General features: G+C 47.3%; 14 protein-coding genes. 6 read left to right on the plus strand and 8 right to left on the minus strand.

What is annotated here, in order from left to right; translation table 11 throughout:
- Nucleotides 1-198: 198 nt before the first annotated feature.
- Nucleotides 199-1,977 carry a cyanophycinase gene (locus AC0J20_RS09020; RefSeq protein WP_229527213.1) on the minus strand — a complete coding sequence of 593 codons (1,779 nt, stop codon included), beginning with the start codon at nucleotides 1,975-1,977 and terminating at the stop codon, nucleotides 199-201.
- A 362-nt stretch (nucleotides 1,978-2,339) separates the two neighbouring features.
- Here AC0J20_RS09020 and yfcC point away from each other — a divergent pair, with 362 nt between their 5' ends.
- Together yfcC and iadA are read left to right on the plus strand one after the other, a co-directional pair.
- Nucleotides 2,340-3,824, plus strand: a complete 1,485-nt coding sequence (yfcC, locus tag AC0J20_RS09025) for a putative basic amino acid antiporter YfcC (protein ID WP_473021422.1) — start codon at nucleotides 2,340-2,342, stop codon at nucleotides 3,822-3,824.
- A gap of 9 nt (nucleotides 3,825-3,833) precedes the next feature.
- A complete protein-coding gene (iadA, locus tag AC0J20_RS09030) occupies nucleotides 3,834-5,030 on the plus strand; it encodes a beta-aspartyl-peptidase (RefSeq protein ID WP_473021423.1) in 1,197 nt (398 codons plus the stop codon).
- 31 nt (nucleotides 5,031-5,061) lie between these two features.
- Here the strand turns inward: iadA and AC0J20_RS09035 are convergent, their stop codons facing one another.
- Nucleotides 5,062-5,871 (minus strand): thioesterase family protein, encoded by an 810-nt coding sequence (locus AC0J20_RS09035; RefSeq protein ID WP_473021424.1) that lies wholly within the window; start codon nucleotides 5,869-5,871, stop codon nucleotides 5,062-5,064.
- Nucleotides 5,872-6,106: 235 nt separating this feature from the next.
- On the opposite strand from AC0J20_RS09035, the gene AC0J20_RS09040 reads away from it, so the two are divergent.
- Entirely contained in the window at nucleotides 6,107-7,555 is a 1,449-nt protein-coding gene (locus AC0J20_RS09040; RefSeq protein WP_473021425.1) for an MFS transporter, read from the plus strand.
- Between the two features lie 10 nt (nucleotides 7,556-7,565).
- On the opposite strand, the gene AC0J20_RS09045 is transcribed toward AC0J20_RS09040, so the two are convergent.
- From AC0J20_RS09045 to AC0J20_RS09070, 6 genes are all read right to left on the minus strand, one after another.
- Nucleotides 7,566-8,864 (minus strand): allantoate amidohydrolase, encoded by a 1,299-nt coding sequence (locus tag AC0J20_RS09045; RefSeq protein WP_229527218.1) that lies wholly within the window; start codon nucleotides 8,862-8,864, stop codon nucleotides 7,566-7,568.
- A complete protein-coding gene (locus AC0J20_RS09050; protein WP_473021426.1) occupies nucleotides 8,857-10,074 on the minus strand; it encodes a pyridoxal-phosphate-dependent aminotransferase family protein in 1,218 nt (405 codons plus the stop codon). The genes AC0J20_RS09045 and AC0J20_RS09050 overlap by 8 nt, the downstream gene beginning before the upstream one ends.
- A gap of 37 nt (nucleotides 10,075-10,111) precedes the next feature.
- Complete coding sequence (locus AC0J20_RS09055; RefSeq protein ID WP_473021427.1) at nucleotides 10,112-10,933, minus strand: sulfite exporter TauE/SafE family protein; 822 nt, start codon at nucleotides 10,931-10,933, stop codon at nucleotides 10,112-10,114.
- Nucleotides 10,933-12,507 (minus strand): gamma-glutamyltransferase family protein, encoded by a 1,575-nt coding sequence (locus tag AC0J20_RS09060; RefSeq protein WP_473021428.1) that lies wholly within the window; start codon nucleotides 12,505-12,507, stop codon nucleotides 10,933-10,935. The genes AC0J20_RS09055 and AC0J20_RS09060 overlap by 1 nt, the downstream gene beginning before the upstream one ends.
- A complete protein-coding gene (locus tag AC0J20_RS09065; RefSeq protein WP_473021429.1) occupies nucleotides 12,504-13,676 on the minus strand; it encodes an amidase in 1,173 nt (390 codons plus the stop codon). The genes AC0J20_RS09060 and AC0J20_RS09065 overlap by 4 nt, the downstream gene beginning before the upstream one ends.
- 283 nt (nucleotides 13,677-13,959) lie before the next feature.
- On the minus strand, nucleotides 13,960-14,775 hold the full coding sequence (locus AC0J20_RS09070) for a MurR/RpiR family transcriptional regulator (protein ID WP_229527223.1): 816 nt from the start codon (nucleotides 14,773-14,775) through the stop codon (nucleotides 13,960-13,962).
- 96 nt (nucleotides 14,776-14,871) lie between these two features.
- On the opposite strand from AC0J20_RS09070, the gene cobB reads away from it, so the two are divergent.
- From cobB to AC0J20_RS09085, 3 genes are all read left to right on the plus strand, one after another.
- Nucleotides 14,872-15,564 (plus strand): Sir2 family NAD+-dependent deacetylase, encoded by a 693-nt coding sequence (gene cobB, locus AC0J20_RS09075; protein WP_473021430.1) that lies wholly within the window; start codon nucleotides 14,872-14,874, stop codon nucleotides 15,562-15,564.
- A gap of 14 nt (nucleotides 15,565-15,578) precedes the next feature.
- Nucleotides 15,579-16,220 carry a LysE family translocator gene (locus tag AC0J20_RS09080; RefSeq protein WP_473021431.1) on the plus strand — a complete coding sequence of 214 codons (642 nt, stop codon included), beginning with the start codon at nucleotides 15,579-15,581 and terminating at the stop codon, nucleotides 16,218-16,220.
- A gap of 149 nt (nucleotides 16,221-16,369) precedes the next feature.
- Nucleotides 16,370-17,203, plus strand: a complete 834-nt coding sequence (locus tag AC0J20_RS09085; RefSeq protein ID WP_473021432.1) for a pirin family protein — start codon at nucleotides 16,370-16,372, stop codon at nucleotides 17,201-17,203.
- Nucleotides 17,204-17,299 lie beyond the last annotated feature (96 nt).

Consider the following 17,299-nt stretch of genomic DNA (forward strand, 5'->3'; position numbering starts at 1 on the left):
CGAATCGCTGCTAAAAACTGTCCGGAGGATCATTAGTGTAGCGCAAAGTCCGGTCAATAATAAAGTTATAATTCAAAAAAACTTTTTATATTTTATTTCAAATACCTAAAGCCTGGTCTGGTTAAGTTATGCACAACTATTGTTTATTTATTAACAAGCTTTTCCACTGCCCTGAATAAATTGTGTACAAGCTGTGTGTCAGTTTTCTACACCAAATAAGAGATTGCGATAACTACAACCCTCCAGGTCAAATGCAGTGATTCGATGGAAACGTGTATCGTCGCTGGGATTAACTAACCAGGCTACATGGTTTACTGTCCAACGGTGAAACTCCTGGGTTCCACAATTTACCGCCACCTGACGTCGAAATTCACCTTGTTGGGAAATTGGCACCAGGGTTTTAACATCGGCAATCACACTGTTTTTAGCCGTTTTAAAGGTAATCATATTGGTGCTGTGTTCAAATTGGACCGATTCACCATGCTTCAGGTAATGACTTAATCCAATTATCTGATGTTTACCCGCCTGGGCTTTAAAAATGGCGTTTTGCATATCGGCTATAAACACGCCTCCAGCACCGATAACCTCAATGTCAGTGTGGTTTGGCGAGCTGACATTAACTAACATTGCGCTGTTTTCATCAATGCCAAATCCGTATCGCGTTTTGGTAAACGCAGCTAACATTGCAACCCTGCCATGCCGGTCTCGCTCTGAAAAGTGAGTGTCAACAATACCAGTGGTAAACAATCCTAACCCACCCTGAGGGTGATAGGTGAGATCATCTTCTAACAAACCGAGTGGGCAATTTTGATCCTTTTCGCAACCAAAAGGCGCAGGTTCCAGGGCAAATGCGCCTCTTATTAATGCCACCTCAGAGGTCCCCCCGGTGATCATGGGAATGGGTCTGCCCTTGTAGATACCACCAGCCATAACTGCTGCACCAGCACTGGTGCCAGCGACGATGAGTTGATCATTTTTTATGTTTTGTGCAATGAAATTGCCTAGCGTTACGCCACCACCCAGGTCTAAGTCCATACTGCGCAGTGTGCGTAGTTGATCGCCACCATTGATAAAAAGACCATGAGCCTGAGCTAATTGTTCACGGATTTTTTCCGGGTTTTGGCAAACAGCGAGTTGTGCGTCATAGGCCGCCTCATACAACCGCTGGCGATCGTATAACTGATGGCTGGCTTGCAGTTGTGCCAAATCTTCACATCGAAGGTCGGTGTTTACCAGGGTCGCTAAACTTTGGTCCAGTGGCAACCAGGTAACGGTAACATTCTCGTTTGGAAGCACTGACACGGCGGCCTGTTCCAGAATAGTCTGATAATAGTGAATAGCTGCAAAATGATCCCTGGCAGATGCTGTGCTAAACACCAGGTTTAACGATCCATCATGGTTTTTTTTACCGGCAGCCTGCTTTATAAAGGTTTCAATTATGGCCTTACTGGCCTGGTCTTTTGACGCGTTGAATTTGATGGTTTCATCAGTTTCTGAGGCGATTTGACTATAATCCAGAATCGCATAATAGACGGAATTAGGGAGATTATTAAACAGCGCCGCTCCATCAAATGCCTGGCTTACCTTAGCAAAGGCGTTTTTCATTGCGGACGGGCTGTCAACTTTCATTGGGTTTGCATAAAAATAATCAAACGCTGAATTTAATTGCAATTTGGTATTCGCTGCTAATTTTGTGTAGCCCGGAGTTTCTGCAATTTTTGACAGGGTTTCTCGTGCTAAATAAAATTGACTGACTTGGGCGTGGGTGTCATTAAATATCAGGTTATTGCAGTGTTCCGGGCTCTTTGAACTACACAATTTAAGGCCGCCACCAATAAGCATTAACTGATGGGAAATGTCTTTATTTTCAGTGGCTTGGGGATATGTTTCGACGGTGTTTTGTTGTCCGGTGGCGAAAAGTGAATAACTTAAAGTGGCGACAAAAAAGAGTACTGAGCGTAGATGTTTAAATTTCATGTAATCCGATAATTGTGTCAAATAAGTTGACATTGAACCCGATTCTCAGTACCTATTCAAAGGATATTTCAACTCTTTGTATCTATTGTGGTGCAAATTGGAATGATGACCTGAATAAAAATATGATGATAAAAAAAGCAGTTTCATTTTCTACATACTTTTATCAAAGCTTTTATTTGTCGGAGTGGTTCGACGAATAGCTTTGAGTCCTCTTTTGCGCAATACAGTCAGGCGTGGTGGCATCTTCTATTTGATTGCAAAAACAATACTGACAGCTGAAAGCGCGCACTTCCGAATCCAGTGATCTATGTCACTAAAATGACCTAATATTATCTGCAACGACCTTTACCGCGGATTTGAATATGAAAGACGAGCCCAATCTTGCCACAAGAATGCCTGATGCATTTGTGATTTTGTTTTTTGTTGTGCTGCTTGCAGCACTTATGACTCATATTGTGCCTTCGGGGTATTTTGAGACAGCCGAAGTAACAAAAATCGTCAATGGTGAAGCAGTCAAACGAACACTCATCGTTCCCGAAAGCTTCAGGACTGTCACTGATAGTCAGGCTGGTGTAGCGGTATTCAGTGGTGGCAGTGAGCCTGGATTCATCAACTATGCGTTTGAGGGCATGGTGTCAGGCGATCGCAACGGCTCAGCTGTCGGTGTGGTGGCATTCATTCTGATTGTTGGTGGGGCGTTTGGCATCATCATGCATTCCGGCGCTGTGAATAACGGCATCATGGCTTTGATAAGACGTACCAAAGGCGCTGATGCGGTGATCATCCCCCTGATGTTCTTTTTGTTTTCATTAGGGGGCGCTGTTTTTGGAATGGGTGAGGAGGCCATCGCATTTTGTATTGTACTGACACCATTAGTTATTGCTCTGGGATACGATGCCATTACAGCGGTGTTGATTACCTACGTTGCTACCCAAATTGGGTTTGCTACATCCTGGATGAATCCCTTTAGCATTGCGATTGCGCAGGGCATTGCTGATATTCCGGTGTTGTCGGGTGCCGATTTCAGGATTGCAATGTGGGCCGTGTTTACAAGTGTGGGGATCGTTTTTACGATGCGTTATGGCGCTAAAATTAAAGCAAACCCGGAAGCATCCCTTTGTTATCAATCGGATTTTCACTTTAGGCGGCAACACGATTCTCAGCTACAGGCGCAATATGGCATCGTTGATACACTGATTCTGTTGACATTGCTGGCAGGTATTGGCTGGGTGATCTGGGGGGTTGTGGTTCACGAATATTACATTCCACAGATTGCCACGCAGTTTTTTGCGATGGGGCTGTTGGTGGGAATTATCTGTGTCATCAGTGGCCGCATGACGCTGAACCGGGTTTCTGAGTCCTTTCAAACCGGGGCCAAAGAGTTGCTACCCGCCGCACTAATCGTCGGTATGGCAAAAGGGATCGTGCTTTTATTAGGGGGCGATGATGCCACAAGCCCGTCTGTATTGAACACCATTTTACATCATGCAGGTAGTGCCATGTCAGGGGTTAGCGATGTTGGCTCGGCTATCTTCATGTATGTATTTCAATCAATTTTTAATTTCTTCCTCGCTTCAGGTTCTGGCCAAGCGGCACTCACTATGCCTCTGATGGCGCCATTGTCAGATTTGGTGGGCCTGTCCCGGCAAATCGCAGTTCTGGCATTTCAACTGGGCGACGGATTAACCAATATTATTATACCAACGTCGGCATCGTTAATCGGTTGTCTGGGTGTGGCGCGCATGGACTGGAGTACTTGGGTCAGGTTTGCCTGGAAGCTCTATTTAATCTTCTTTTTGATGTCTGTGGCCACCATGACTGTTGCCGTTTTGATTGGTTATCAATAAGGATTTTTAATGTTTACACTGATCACAAATGTAGAGTTGTATTCTCCGACAGAAATGGGCGAAGTGGATGTATTAATCGCTGACCGCAGAATCGCCGCAATTGCGAATAATCTGGCGGAAAAAATGTCGGTACCTGAGGATCTCATGACAATTATTGATGGTCGTGGAAAACTCATGTTTCCCGGGCTCGTTGATTCTCTGGTGCACATTTCCGGGGGCGGTGGCGAAGGCGGGTTTCACACCCGTACCCCACAAATGAATCTCACGGATGCAACGACAGGCGGAGTGACAACGGTTGTCGGGGCACTGGGGACTGATGCCACGACGCGAACCTTGCCCGATTTGTTGGCCAAAGCACACGCCCTGGAATCTGAGGGGATCAGTAGCTACTGCTACACCGGATCTTATCAACTGCCGGCACGAACGCTGCTGAACAATGTGACCGATGATGTCATTTTGATTGACAAAATCATCGGTATTGGTGAAGTCGCGATTGCCGATCATCGCTCATCACAACCCAGTGTTGATGAAATTAAACGCGTGGCATCTGAAGCGAGAGTGGGCGGTATGCTTGCCGGAAAAGCCGGTATAGTCAGTATTCATGTTGGCGACAGCGAAACCCGGCTGGATGTTTTACACCAGGTGGTTGAGCAATCTGATTTACCTGTTACGCAATTTTATCCTACTCACATTAATCGTAGCGCGGGCTTGTTGGATGCGGGAATTAAGTGGGCAATGCAGGGTGGCTATATCGATTTTACTTCCAGCACAAACCAAAAATTCATTGATGAAGGTGAAATTCCGGCTGCAAAAGCTTTGGCAGATAGCCTGGATGCTGGGGTGTCGGTAGCGCAAATGACCATGAGTTCTGATGGCAATGCCAGTTTACCGGTGTTTGATGCGGATGGTGAATTAGTGGGACTCGAAGTAGGGCGGGTTCAAAGCCTTTATGAAGCATTTCAGTCTGCCGTACTGGACTATGGCGTCAGTATTGCGGATGCGATTAGTTCCGTGACACTCAATCCGGCCAGGGTATTAAAACTAAAACACAAAGGACGCATAGCGGTGGGGTGTGATGCCGATTTTGTATTGGCAGAAAAGTCAACGTTAGCGATTAAACAGGTTTATGCCAAAGGCCGCTGTATGCTGCGCAATGGGGAGCCGCTGGTTAAGGGAACATTCGAAGGCCAGGCACCGGGTCACTAATAAACAGGCCGTCTGAGTAGACGGCCTGACATTATTTTTGATCGAATATGGCAATTAGCTGTCTGCTGATGGCAACTAATTCGCCGTCTTTGTCATGAATTTGCGCTTCGGAGTGACCGTAACCCCCAAACGCCTGGACAGTGTGTGCTTCATAGGCTAACCAGTCTTCCGGAGCCAATGGTTTGTGCGGGTGCACAAACTCAACATTCCAGCTCATCGTACTGGCAGGGGCAGGGCCCAACGGCATTTGCAATATGGTTGGTGGCCATGCATCAATGAGCGTTAAAATGTGGGCATCGGTAAAGGTTTCCGGTGCCTTTTTCAGTCTCATCCAGCCCTTGTAACTTGACGATTTACTGCCGGTAAAGGGCGTTTTTCCCTCAGAGATCGAAAGGTCAATGTGGCGTAAAAATTTAGGGGTAATGCCTGGGATCTGCGGTATGTATTTAGCCTTTTTAGGTGGCTCCGGTAGCGGCTTCTTTTCTGCCTCTACTTTAACTTTAGACTGTCTGTCCTGTGCAAAACAGGCCAAAGCAGTCAGGCTTATTTGTTGGTTTTGTATGATATTAGCGGTAATCTGCGTGGCATTCTTGCCCTGTCGTAATATTTGCCAGTTGAAGCCAAACGGCTCTTCGGTATTCAGAGGCCCGACAAAATTAAAGGTGATGCTGCGCAATACCCGCTCAGAAGGAACCAGGCATTTTAATACCTGGTAAAGAAGACCCGCAGAAAGCCCGCCAAAAACGGTGCGACCCTGTGCCCAATCTCCGGGCACGGTTAATTGCAATTGCGCCAGGTCATCTGCGTCTTTAATGAGTTGAATATAATCATCCGGCTGCATAAAAAAGCCTGTGTTCTTGAATTTGAGAAGAGTATTGCAGATAACAGGTCGGATGTCTAACCAGTTGTTTGTGGTTGATTAAATCACCACAAGGGCTGTTTTTGCTGGACAAAAAACAGTCAGAAATACAGGATGTTAAGAAAATGTTAGTTTGCAAACGTATGCAAATACGCTATCTATTACAACAACGTTCGAAAAGTGCTTCAATAAGCCAAATCAAAAAAAATTATCACACATGTTAAATATTCAGAAAAACCTGTCTAATCGTTTTTACGCCATCCTGAGTTTACCCGCGACGGCAATGGGATTTGCCTTATCGGTACAGATCGCGGCAATGAGTTGGATACTGCAGACTCAATTTGGTCTGGATGTACACGATATCGGTTTTGTATGGGCTGCCGGACCATTAGCCGGCATTATCGGACAGGTTATTGTTGGGGCTATCAGCGATAATGTGTGGTTCTGGGGCGGCAGAAGACGGCCTTTTATTCTGATTGGCGGGGTACTGGCGGCGTTGAGCTTGCTGGCTTTGCCCAATATTGATGTTATTTCCAGCTCTCTGGGTGTTGAGGGGATAGTCGGTGTGGCTATCACCGTGGCTCTGGTATTGGATCTATCGATTAATGTTAGCTTTAATCCCACCCGCAGTATCATTGCAGACGTTACCCCTGAAGGGGAAGAGCGCACTAAAGGCTACACCTGGATGCAGACAGTTTCAGGTAGTTTTGGTGTCCTGGCTTATGCGATTGGCGCCTTTTGGAATAATTTTGCGCTCATTTATTTTAGTGTGTTTCTGGTGCTGGCCTTTTCGGTTATTCCCAATTTGTTTATTACCGAGCCGAAAGAACTGAAATCTGAGTTACATCCTGAGTTGGAGCAATCCAAAATGGGGTTTTTAGCGGGATTGAAAGTAATTCAGCCCTTATGGGGATTCCTGATTTATGGCATGTATGCCTTATTTGCCAGGTTGGCTGATATTCGTTTCGAACACTATTACATCGAAATCGTGTGTTTCCTGTTGACCCTGTTTTTTGTCGCCAAAACACTGTTAACCAAAGAACAGCACGACAACAATGTTACTGAACACCTGGGCTTTCAAAAGGTCCTGGCAGCTCATTCATTTACCTGGGTGGGTATTCAGTCCATGTTTATCTATATGACACCATTTGTGCGCTTTAACCAACCTGAGATTGATGACAATGCGTTGGGATCTGTCGTCGGTTACAGTTTCATGATCTTCAATGCCATTGCCGCAATATTACCGGTACTGTTGTTACAGCCGCTGTCGGCCAGGTTTGGGGCTGTCAAAACGCATGGCTGGTGCATCGCGTCCATGGCTGTGGGCTATTTTGCAATGACCTTTACCGGGGCCAACACCTATGGAATATACCTGTTGATGGCGTTACTTGGGGTGGGCTGGTCAGCCACTATCAGTTTGCCTTTTGCCATTATGTCGCGCAAGGTCGAACAATCTAAAATGGGACTGTATATGGGCCTGTTTAACTTATCTGTAGTGTTACCACAACTGGTGGCCAGTCTTGGCGTTGGCTTAATAGTGGGCAACGCCGAGGACAAAAACGTGTTGTTTATCATCTGCGCGGTGTGCCTGGCTATTTCTGCCGTATGTTGGCTAGGCGTAAAAGAAGAGAAGCTAACCGCGGTGGAATCCGGTTCGGGACATTGATAGTGTCCCGTTAAGCACAAAGATCCGGTGAAGATAGCGACACCTGATTTTCTTCCTGATACTGGTTTTGATAAAAGCGTACAAAGTTATTGAGGACTTTCAGGGCGGCTTCGATGTCATCTACCATCACTGATTCTGCCGGATGGTGACTGATGCCTTTTTCACAGCGTACAAATAACATACCCACCGGACAAATATCAGCAATAGCCATAGCATCGTGACCCGCACCGGATGGCAAGGTAAATTGTCGATATCCGGCTGCGCTGATACTGTTGGATACCAGATGCTGCAATTTGGGATCACAGGCAACGGCATTGGCGCTGTGAGTCATTTTCCAGTCCAGCGTCACTTTGCGTTTTTCGGCTACCTGGCCTAAAACTTGTTGCAGGATTTCCAGTACGGTATCCCGTCTGCTGTCGATTTCGCTGCGGATATCCAGTGTAAACTCCACGTCACCGGGAATAACGTTGACGGCATTTGGATAATTGGCAATTTTACCGACGGTGGCAACCACACCAAGTTCCGTTGCAACTTCTTCTACTACCTGAATCATTTCTGCAGCGGCAACCAGCGCGTCAGCACGCATGGTCATAGGTACGGTACCGGCATGGCCTGCGTGACCCTTGATGTTCAGTTTGAAGCGTTTAGCGCCGGCAATGCCCGACACTGTGCCTACTGGCAGGTCTTCCGCTTCCAACACCGGGCCTTGTTCGATATGGGTTTCCAGAAAACCCAACAGTTTATCCTTAAGTCGGGATGCGTCCTGAATTTGGCTAAACTCACAACCAAAGTTACTTAGCGCTTCTTCAATGCTGATACCCTGAGCATCCACAAGCCCGGCCCATTGTTGTTGCCATAAACCGGTAATCGCGCGGCTACCTAGCAAGGTTGTACCAAAACGCGTACCTTCCTCGTCACCAAACGCAACAATTTCCAGATGATAAGGCAGCTTTACCTTGTTGTCCGACAGATACTGGATTAGGGAAATGGGCAGAACAATGCCTAAAATTCCGTCGTAAATACCGCCATTAGGTACTGTGTCAATGTGACTTCCCATAACGAATGATTTTGCATCAGGGGTAGCACTTTTATAGCGGCCCCATTGGTTTCCGGCCTGATCTACCCAGGTTTCCATACCGGCAGCCGTCATCCATTGCGCCACCTGAAGGTTGGCCATGCTGTGCTCCGGGGTGAGGTAGCGCCGGTCCATGCCTTCATAGGACTGGCTGTGGAGCGCCAGGGCGTCACAACGGTTAAACACCTGCTCCGCGTAACCACTAAAGTCTGGCGTTTGGGGGCGATTATGCACTTTGATATACCTCCAGAGCGTTGTCGATGGCTTCACCTGGTGACAGTTTATGACCAGCTCTTCTCAACACGGTTTCCAGTGATTGCAGCGTGTGTAACACAGCGTCTTTACGGGCGTTGTAACCCATAGTGCCGAGACGCCAGATTTTGCCATGCAATGGACCAAAGCTGGTGCCAATTTCAATATTAAAATCGTTTAGCAACTGACTGCGAATTTGCTCGCCATTTACATTTTCCGGAATGTAGACGCCGACAACATTGTTCATTTTGTGTTTCTGATCGCCAAACAACCTCAGGTTTAATCCTGAGGCGCCCTGGGCCATGGCATTGCCATGAAGCGCATGGCGCGCTATGCAGTTCGCCTGGCCTTCTTCCAATAGGTTAATGGCACACTCTCTTGCGCAGTACAGCATTGAAGTGGCTTCTGTATGGTGGTTGAGGCGCTCTTCTCCCCAATAATCAAGGATCATCGGAATGTCAAAATAATTGGATCTGATTCGGCTCGCGCTGCCATTTTCATGGTGTTCGCTGCGAATACCGGCTTCCACATGGTGCCTTTTTCGCACCAGCTCTACATAGCGCTCACTCAGAGTAATAGGCGCTGAACCGGAAGGACCGCCGAGGCATTTTTGCAAGCCCACTGAAACGGCATCCAATTGCCATTGGTCGGTTTCAAACGGGTTGCCACCGATTGAAGCGGTTGCATCAGAATAAAACAACACATCATAACGACGACAAATTTCGCCGAGCTGTTGTAGTGGCTGTAACATGGTTGTTGATGTATCACCCTGTACCATAGCCAGTACTTTTGGACGTATCTTTTTAATGGCATCTTCAACCTGATCAGGGCTAAATACCCGACCCCATGGGACTTCAATGGTGTGTACCTCAGCACCTGCGCGTTCAGCGATTTCCTGTAACAGGTGTCCGAAGCGACCAAACACAGGCACGAGTACTTTGTCACCGGGCTCAATGCAGGAGACTAAAACTGCTTCTATCCCGGCCCGGGAGGTGCCGTCAATCAACAAGGTTGCGGTGTTTTCGGTGTTAAATACCTGCCGGTAAAGTTGCATTACTTCATTCATATAGCCAGTCATAACCGGATCGTATTGACCAATTAACTGCGTAGACATGGCCGAAAGCACCCTGGGATAGCAATTGATAGGCCCTGGTCCCATTAGTAATCTGGGAGGAGGATTAAGTCTTTTCATTACTCACCTTAAATTTGGAAAATAGCAACGTCATAGGTCACATTACCAGCTGAGCCAGCATCCTGACGCCGGTAATGCACAGCACAATGGCAAACACTTTCTTCAACATCACACTGTCTAATTTACTGCCCAGGTGTGCGCCAAGCGGGGCAAACAAAACGGTTAATGGCACTATGCAGGCAAATCCAATCAGATTGACCAGCCCAAAGGTGCCTGGTGGTGCGTCAACCGGTGTTTGGCCCAACAGCAACATCGTCGTTGCGCCGGGTAAAGAGATTAACAGGCCGATCGCCGCTGCTGTACCAACGGCTTTATGGGCCGGGTATTTACAGGCTGTCAGCATTGGCACTGACAGGGTGCCACCGCCGATACCTACCATAGAGCTGAAAAAACCGATGGCGCTGGCCATAAGACTTTGCCCGGCTTTTCCCGGCAGGGACTCGGCGATATGCGACTGATTAGTGCGAAACAACATATTCAGCGCTGACAGTGTGGCAATTACCCCGAATAGCAGCGTAAACCAATGGCCGGAAATGCGGGTAACCAGGAAGCTTCCGGCCAAAACACCTATTAATATGTAGGGCCACCAAGCTTTGAGCAGGCTGCTATCCACATTGCCTTTTTTGCGATGCGCTTTGATGGAACTCACCGAGGTTGGAATGATGGTGGCTAACGAAGTCGCTGTGGCGACAATCATGGCTGTTTCAGCTGAAACGCCAAAGCTCTGAAACAAAAAATAAAGTACCGGTACGATAACGATACCACCACCAACACCCAACAGGCCCGCCAGCAGGCCTGCAAATACACCCGTGACCATCAGAGCGGCCACTGTTGTCCAGTTATCCAGTAACAATTCCATTATGATGCTAATACCTCTTGTGCGATACCTTTGCCGTCACTGCGGGGATCAGTAACAGCCGTAATTTGCTGTGATGTTGACAGGTGTACTGCTCCGGCATGGCCCATCATCTCGTTGAGCGCCTGCACAACAGCAATGTCATGTCCTTTATCCTGCAAAGCTTGCTTAAATTGGGGACTTAGGTTTTCTTCGATTTTTAAGTTGTGGCTGACATCTCCCCAGGTTCTGCCTAACAACCATCTAGGTTCTGTCACGGCGTCCTGCAATGACTTGCCCAGATAAGCAAATCGACTTAACAGGGCAGCCTGGGTTTGTGGCTGACCTTCGCCACCCATCGTGCCGTAAACCATTCTGTCACCATTGTGGAACTGTGCATAGGCTGGATTCAGGGTGTGAAACGGTTTTAATCCGGGCTGTAAATACTGCAGGGATTGAGGCGCCAATGAAAAAGACGTGCCACGATTATTCCAGACAATTCCGGTAGACGGGGAAACGATACCGCTACCAAATTCCCAATACAAACTTTGTATATAACTGACCATGCGCCCCTGATTATCACAGCAGCCCATCCAGACGGTATCTCCCGGTCTGGCTTCGTGTGGCCAGGGCAGGGCGGTACTCACTGAAATATTGGCTGCCAGTTCGTCCAGGGTTGCTGTTGTCAACCAACTGGATTGTGGAGCCGTAAGCCGGGAGGGATCGGCGATTGTGTTATTGCGCACAATAAATGCCTGTTTAGTACATTCTATAAGCAGGTGGATAACATCTGCCTCTGATTGTGCCAGATGCTGAACTTTGTCAAAGAGCGCCAAAATCATTAATGACGCCAGGCCCTGAGTTGGTGCCGGAAGATTGTAGAGGGTCGCTTTTGTGGTTTTTACACTCAGTGGCGTTACCTGATTAGCCTGGTAAGCCTGAAAATCTGCCAGACTGACTGGTGATCCTACAGCCGCCAGATCATTCGCCAGGCTTTGGGCAATGTCACCCTGATAAAAAGATTGCAGGCCCTGTTCACCTAAATAGTGCAACGTATTCCCTAATTGTTTTAGCTGCAGCTTTTGGCCTTTTTCTAAAATTGCACCATTGTTGCTAAAGACTTGTCGGAACGCATCAAAACCTTGAAATTCTTGCTGAGTTTTTAGACTGGCGTCTTGCAAACTTTGCGTAACTTCGATGCCTGTCTGAGCATGATTAACCGCGTTTTGCAGAAGTTCAGCCAGAGGCTGTGGGGTTTGCCATTGCGCACTGATATTGAGTGCTTGTTGCCATCCGGCAACAGCACCTGCCATAGTCAGAGCGGCGCCAGGTCCTCTGGACGGGATCTGTGCCAGCCCCTGATAGAACACAGGCGACGCGCTTCGGCATGCAGTGCCGCAGGCATCGATGGCAACAGGGGGCTTGCCGGGTTCACTGATCAACCAGAAGCCATCACCGCCGAGCCCATTCATATGGGGATAAACCACTGCAATAGTCGCCGCAGCAGCCACCATCGCCTCAATGGCTGTACCGCCGTTTTGTAAAACTTCAGTGCCGGCTTCTGCGGCGGCATAGTGTGGTGCAGTAAAACCGATCAAGGAGTTTCTCCTGTAAGTTTAAAAGCGTGCTCTATTAATGCCAAATCTGTGCCCCCTGGACCAATAAGCGAAAAACCCAGAGGCGCTTCAGTTCCGGTATCTAATGGTATATGTAGTTGCGGTAGCCCGCCCAGACCTGCAAGCGCGGTAAGCCCTAAGAGGTGATTTCGGTACTGCACCAGATCTTCAGCACTGGTTTTTAACAAGGGAGCAGGTCCCGGCGTCGTGGGTACTAACAAAAAGTGATTGTCTTCTAAATAGGCTGCCATCGTCTGATTGACTTCCTGTTGATAACCCTGAGCAATGTATTGTTGTTCTTCAGTTAAACCTGCACACCAGTTGAGTCTTTGTTTAATATCCGGAGCAAAATTAGGGTTGTGTTTAGTTATCCATTCTCCGTGCTGTTGCCAGATTTCTCTGCCCTGCAAAACCCGAAATGCGTCACTGGCTTTAGCTAACAGACTGGTGGAAAACGCACAGGGGGTGAAGTTCATGTCAGTGTGGTTTTCGACCAGATTATCGATTGTCTTGCCATGGTAAACCAAATGATTAAGTTCCGTGCTGAAATGAATCTTTGCCGGTGAGGATACTGTGCCTTCAGGTAGCAGCACACGGGCCACCTTATTCATGGTTTTCAGGTCACGGGTCAACCAGCCCACGGTATCAAAGCCAGGTGCCAGTGCCACCATGTTATCTGTTGCCACTACGCCATGAGTTGGTCGCAAGCCATACAACCCATTATAAGAAGCAGGTACTCTGACAGAACCGCCGGTATCTGTGCCTAAACCAATGTCAGCTTCGCCGCTGGCGACGGCAGCAGCTGAACCACTTGATGAGCCGCCAGGTAAACGTTCGATTGCTTTGTAGTTTAGGGGCGTACCATAATGAAAGTTTTGGCCATTTAAACTATAGGCCAGTTCATCAGTTAGTGTCTTGCCCAAAAACTGCGTACCAGCGGTTAATAATCGGGTAACAACAGAACTGGTGGCTGTGGCTGGCGGGTGTGTTTTAAGCCAGTCTGGATTTCCCGCACCTGTGGTTAAACCGTTGATATGGAACAGATCTTTAACGGCCAACGTGAGCCCATGCAAAGGCCCGTCTTGCGCAGAAATGGGCATGTCAGCGGTATTAGTTGCCCGAAATATAAAGGGATCGGTTTTGTTTTCCATATTCACATTATCAATGTAAGTTACAAAGGTACGATTTGTTGAGTGCGTTGACCTGATTGCGGATAAGGGCCTTATCACACTGATGAGGTCATCAGATTCTGTCCGAATATAACTACTGAAACAGAAAGTTAATAGAATAGGGTACTTAGCAGAAGAATGCGGAATAATTCGTAACCCATGCTTTAACCATAGACCAAAAACGGCTTAGTTTCAAATGTATTTTTACATGAAACAAATGTTTCATTTGTGTTGACCGTTTGGTCAGGAAAGAATGCGGACTTTGTTAGATATCTTCCAATTCACCCAGTGATTTATACCCTTCAGAAATCGCGGAGCTTCGCTGTGTTGCTTGCTCGCCAAGTGTGTTGTACACCGCATGGCATAGCATAGATATCATACTCATTGGTGCGGCGTAACTGTCCATCGCTAATTCTTCGCCCAATGAACACACCAGCAGATGATCGACGTCATCTTTGTAAATTTGTCCGGTACTGTCAGTCAACAAAATAATACTGGTGCATTTCTTTAGCTCGCCCAGCAGCGATTTGAATACCCTGGGACGACGTCTGAAGCCCACCACAATCGCCACTTCACCTTTGACTATTCCTTGCAATTCTTCACTGATAGTTTGGCCTGGTTGTGGCAGTAATCTCACTCTGTCTCTGAGTTGCAATAGCTGCCGCTGAAAATGCATGGCCATGGGATAACTATTGCGATAACCAAAAATACTGATCCTGTCAGCATGGCATATCGCATCTGCTATTTGTTCAATGCCATAGCGTTGCAGGTATTCCCAGGCTGCTTTGATGCGCTGGTATTCACCTTCCAGAAATTGTTTATCACTGTGATTAGAGGCGATTGGTTGCCCTTGTGTACGGAGTTCCTGCTTAACCACTAAATGGTTTTTATAGCCTAGTTGCCGAAAAAAACGGCTGACGGTTGCTTTTGAGGTGTTGCAAGCCTTAGCAATATCATTGGTAGATAATTTCAGTACCAGCAAAGGGTCATTTTGTAAAAAGGTGGCGATTTCTCGGGCACTTGGTGGTAATTCACTGTAGTTTTGTTCAATTCGTTGCAAAAAGGGCAAAGTGTTGTTCAAATGCCTGTTCCTGATGAGCGTTACCTGATTCAATAATTCAATATGTAACATAAAGTTTGTCAGAACCTCAACTTTGAAGAACGAGTAATAAAGAATATGGGCAAAGTTGTCGTATTAACCGGCGCAGGAATATCTGCCGAGTCGGGTCTAAAGACATTTCGAGATAACAATGGATTGTGGGAAGACCACCGTGTCGAAGAGGTGGCAACACCCGAAGCGTTCGCCGTCAATCCTGATCTGGTGTATCGCTTTTACAACCTGCGCAGGGCACAATTGCAGTCGCCAGAAGTCAAACCCAATGCGGCGCATCTGGCACTGGCGAAATTAGAAAAGAAACTGGGTAAAAATCTGCTAGTGGTCACGCAGAATGTCGATAATTTGCATGAACAGGCAGGCAGCAAAAACGTGTTACATATGCACGGAGAATTGCTCTCGGCAAAATGCTGTAAAACCGGAAAGTCACAACACTGGACGCAAAACCTGGATCAAAGCAACGGCTGCAAATGTTGTTATCCCGCCAGGCGCATGAGACCCGATATAGTCTGGTTTGGTGAGATGCCTTATTACATGGATGAAATTCAGGAGGCCTTGTATCAGGCTGACTTGTTTATCGCAATAGGCACTTCCGGCCACGTCTATCCGGCTGCGGGTTTTGTTGCACAGGCGGCCAGCTATGGGTGCCAGACGGTGGAAATCAATCTGGAACCCAGCGCGGTGGGTTCAGAGTTTGAGCAGCAATATTACGGTCTGGCTTCTGAACTGGTGCCAAAGTTTCTCGATACCCTATAAAGGATAATAATCACATGGATCTATTGCAGAGCTATTGGCTCGAATTCCTCACTATCGCAATCGCGCATTTGGTCGCTGTCGCCAGTCCAGGACCGGATTTTGCCGTGGTATTAAAAAACAGCGTGAGCTACGGACGCCGGGCCGGTGTGATCACCAGTATTGGCGTTGGTTTTGCGATACTGTTACATGTCGCATATTCACTGGCGGGGATTGGTATTTTAATTAAAACCACGCCCTGGTTGTTTACTCTGTTCAGTTACGCAGCAGCGGGCTATTTAATCTGGATAGGGGTACAGGGTTTGCGGAGCCAACCAGCACCGCCCGCCGAGGATCCCGAGGCGGTTGTTGACGGTGTTACAATCTCCGATAAAAAAGCGTTCTGGACCGGCTTTTTAACCAACGGCCTGAACCCAAAGGCCACCTTATTTTTCCTGTCACTTTACGCCGTTATCGTTAGTGCCGATACACCGATGGCGGTAAAGGCGGTATATGGCCTGTATATGACGCTGGCTACCGGCATCTGGTTTTCGTTTTTGTCGTACGTGCTGAGCTCAAAAAAGGTCAGGGCGTTTATTGGCGACAATAGCCACTGGTTTGACCGGGTAATGGGACTAATCCTGATTGCTTTGGCCATTAAACTACTGACATCTGGCTAGAGCATGTTGACTGCGGCAAAATTGTACAGAAAAGATCAACACACTCTGGTTATAGTTCTATTAAATTGAATGAAAAGGCGCATTTTATGCGCTTTTTTGTTATTTAAATTGATGGATAATAGTCGTTATCTTATTCAGGAGATTCGATTATGCATATACTCTCAAAACGTCCTGCACAGCCTACTCAGGATGGTGATGGCGTCAATATAAGACGCGTGGCGGATTTTAACTTTTTAGCTTTTGATCCATTCTTAATGATTGATGAGCTCAAGTCCGATGATGAGCAGGATTTCATTGGCGGATTTCCGCCTCACCCTCACCGGGGCATTGAAACCTTTACTTATATTTTGAAAGGTGGCTTTGAACACCAGGACCAGATGGGCAACAAAAAGGCAATCAAAGCCGGAGACGTGCAGTGGATGAGTACCGGTTATGGGGTAATCCACTCGGAGATGCCACTGGCAGATAGTAAAGAAGGTATGCACGGCTTTCAGATTTGGCTGAACATGCCGGCAAAAGACAAGTTACGTCCGGCCCGTTACCAGGACAGTAGCGACATCCCGGTTCCAGAATTTAGCCTGTCACAAGGGATAGTGAAAATACTGGCGGGGCGTTGGCAGCTAAATGGTGAAAGCTATGATAGTCCAATGGCAGATCTGGCGGCTGATAGTGCGATTGCGGATTTGCAACTCAAGCCAAACTCCGTGTTGAATATCGATGCCAAACAGGCCGGATTTTTGGGGGCTTATCTTTATCAGGGCAGTATTTGGGGAGCTACGGAAGGTGAGTTTGTGAGCCTTAATGCCAGTGAAGTTAACAGCATTGAAACCGGTGAAGACGGTGCCGGGTTATTGCTTTTTAAAGGCAATCCTATCAAGGAGAAAATTGCGCACATGGGCCCCTTTGTCATGAATACTCAGGAAGAATTACGTCAGGCGGTCAGGGATTACCAACAAGGCAAATTTGGTACCATCAATCATTAGTCAGAAAAAGCCCCCTAAGAGCTGTCTCTTGATCACAAGTCTGATTCAAGAGACTTAGCCAATTCATAGCCTTCAAGGATGGCTTGTAGTTTGAGC

Source organism: Planctobacterium sp. R6 (genome assembly GCF_055755215.1).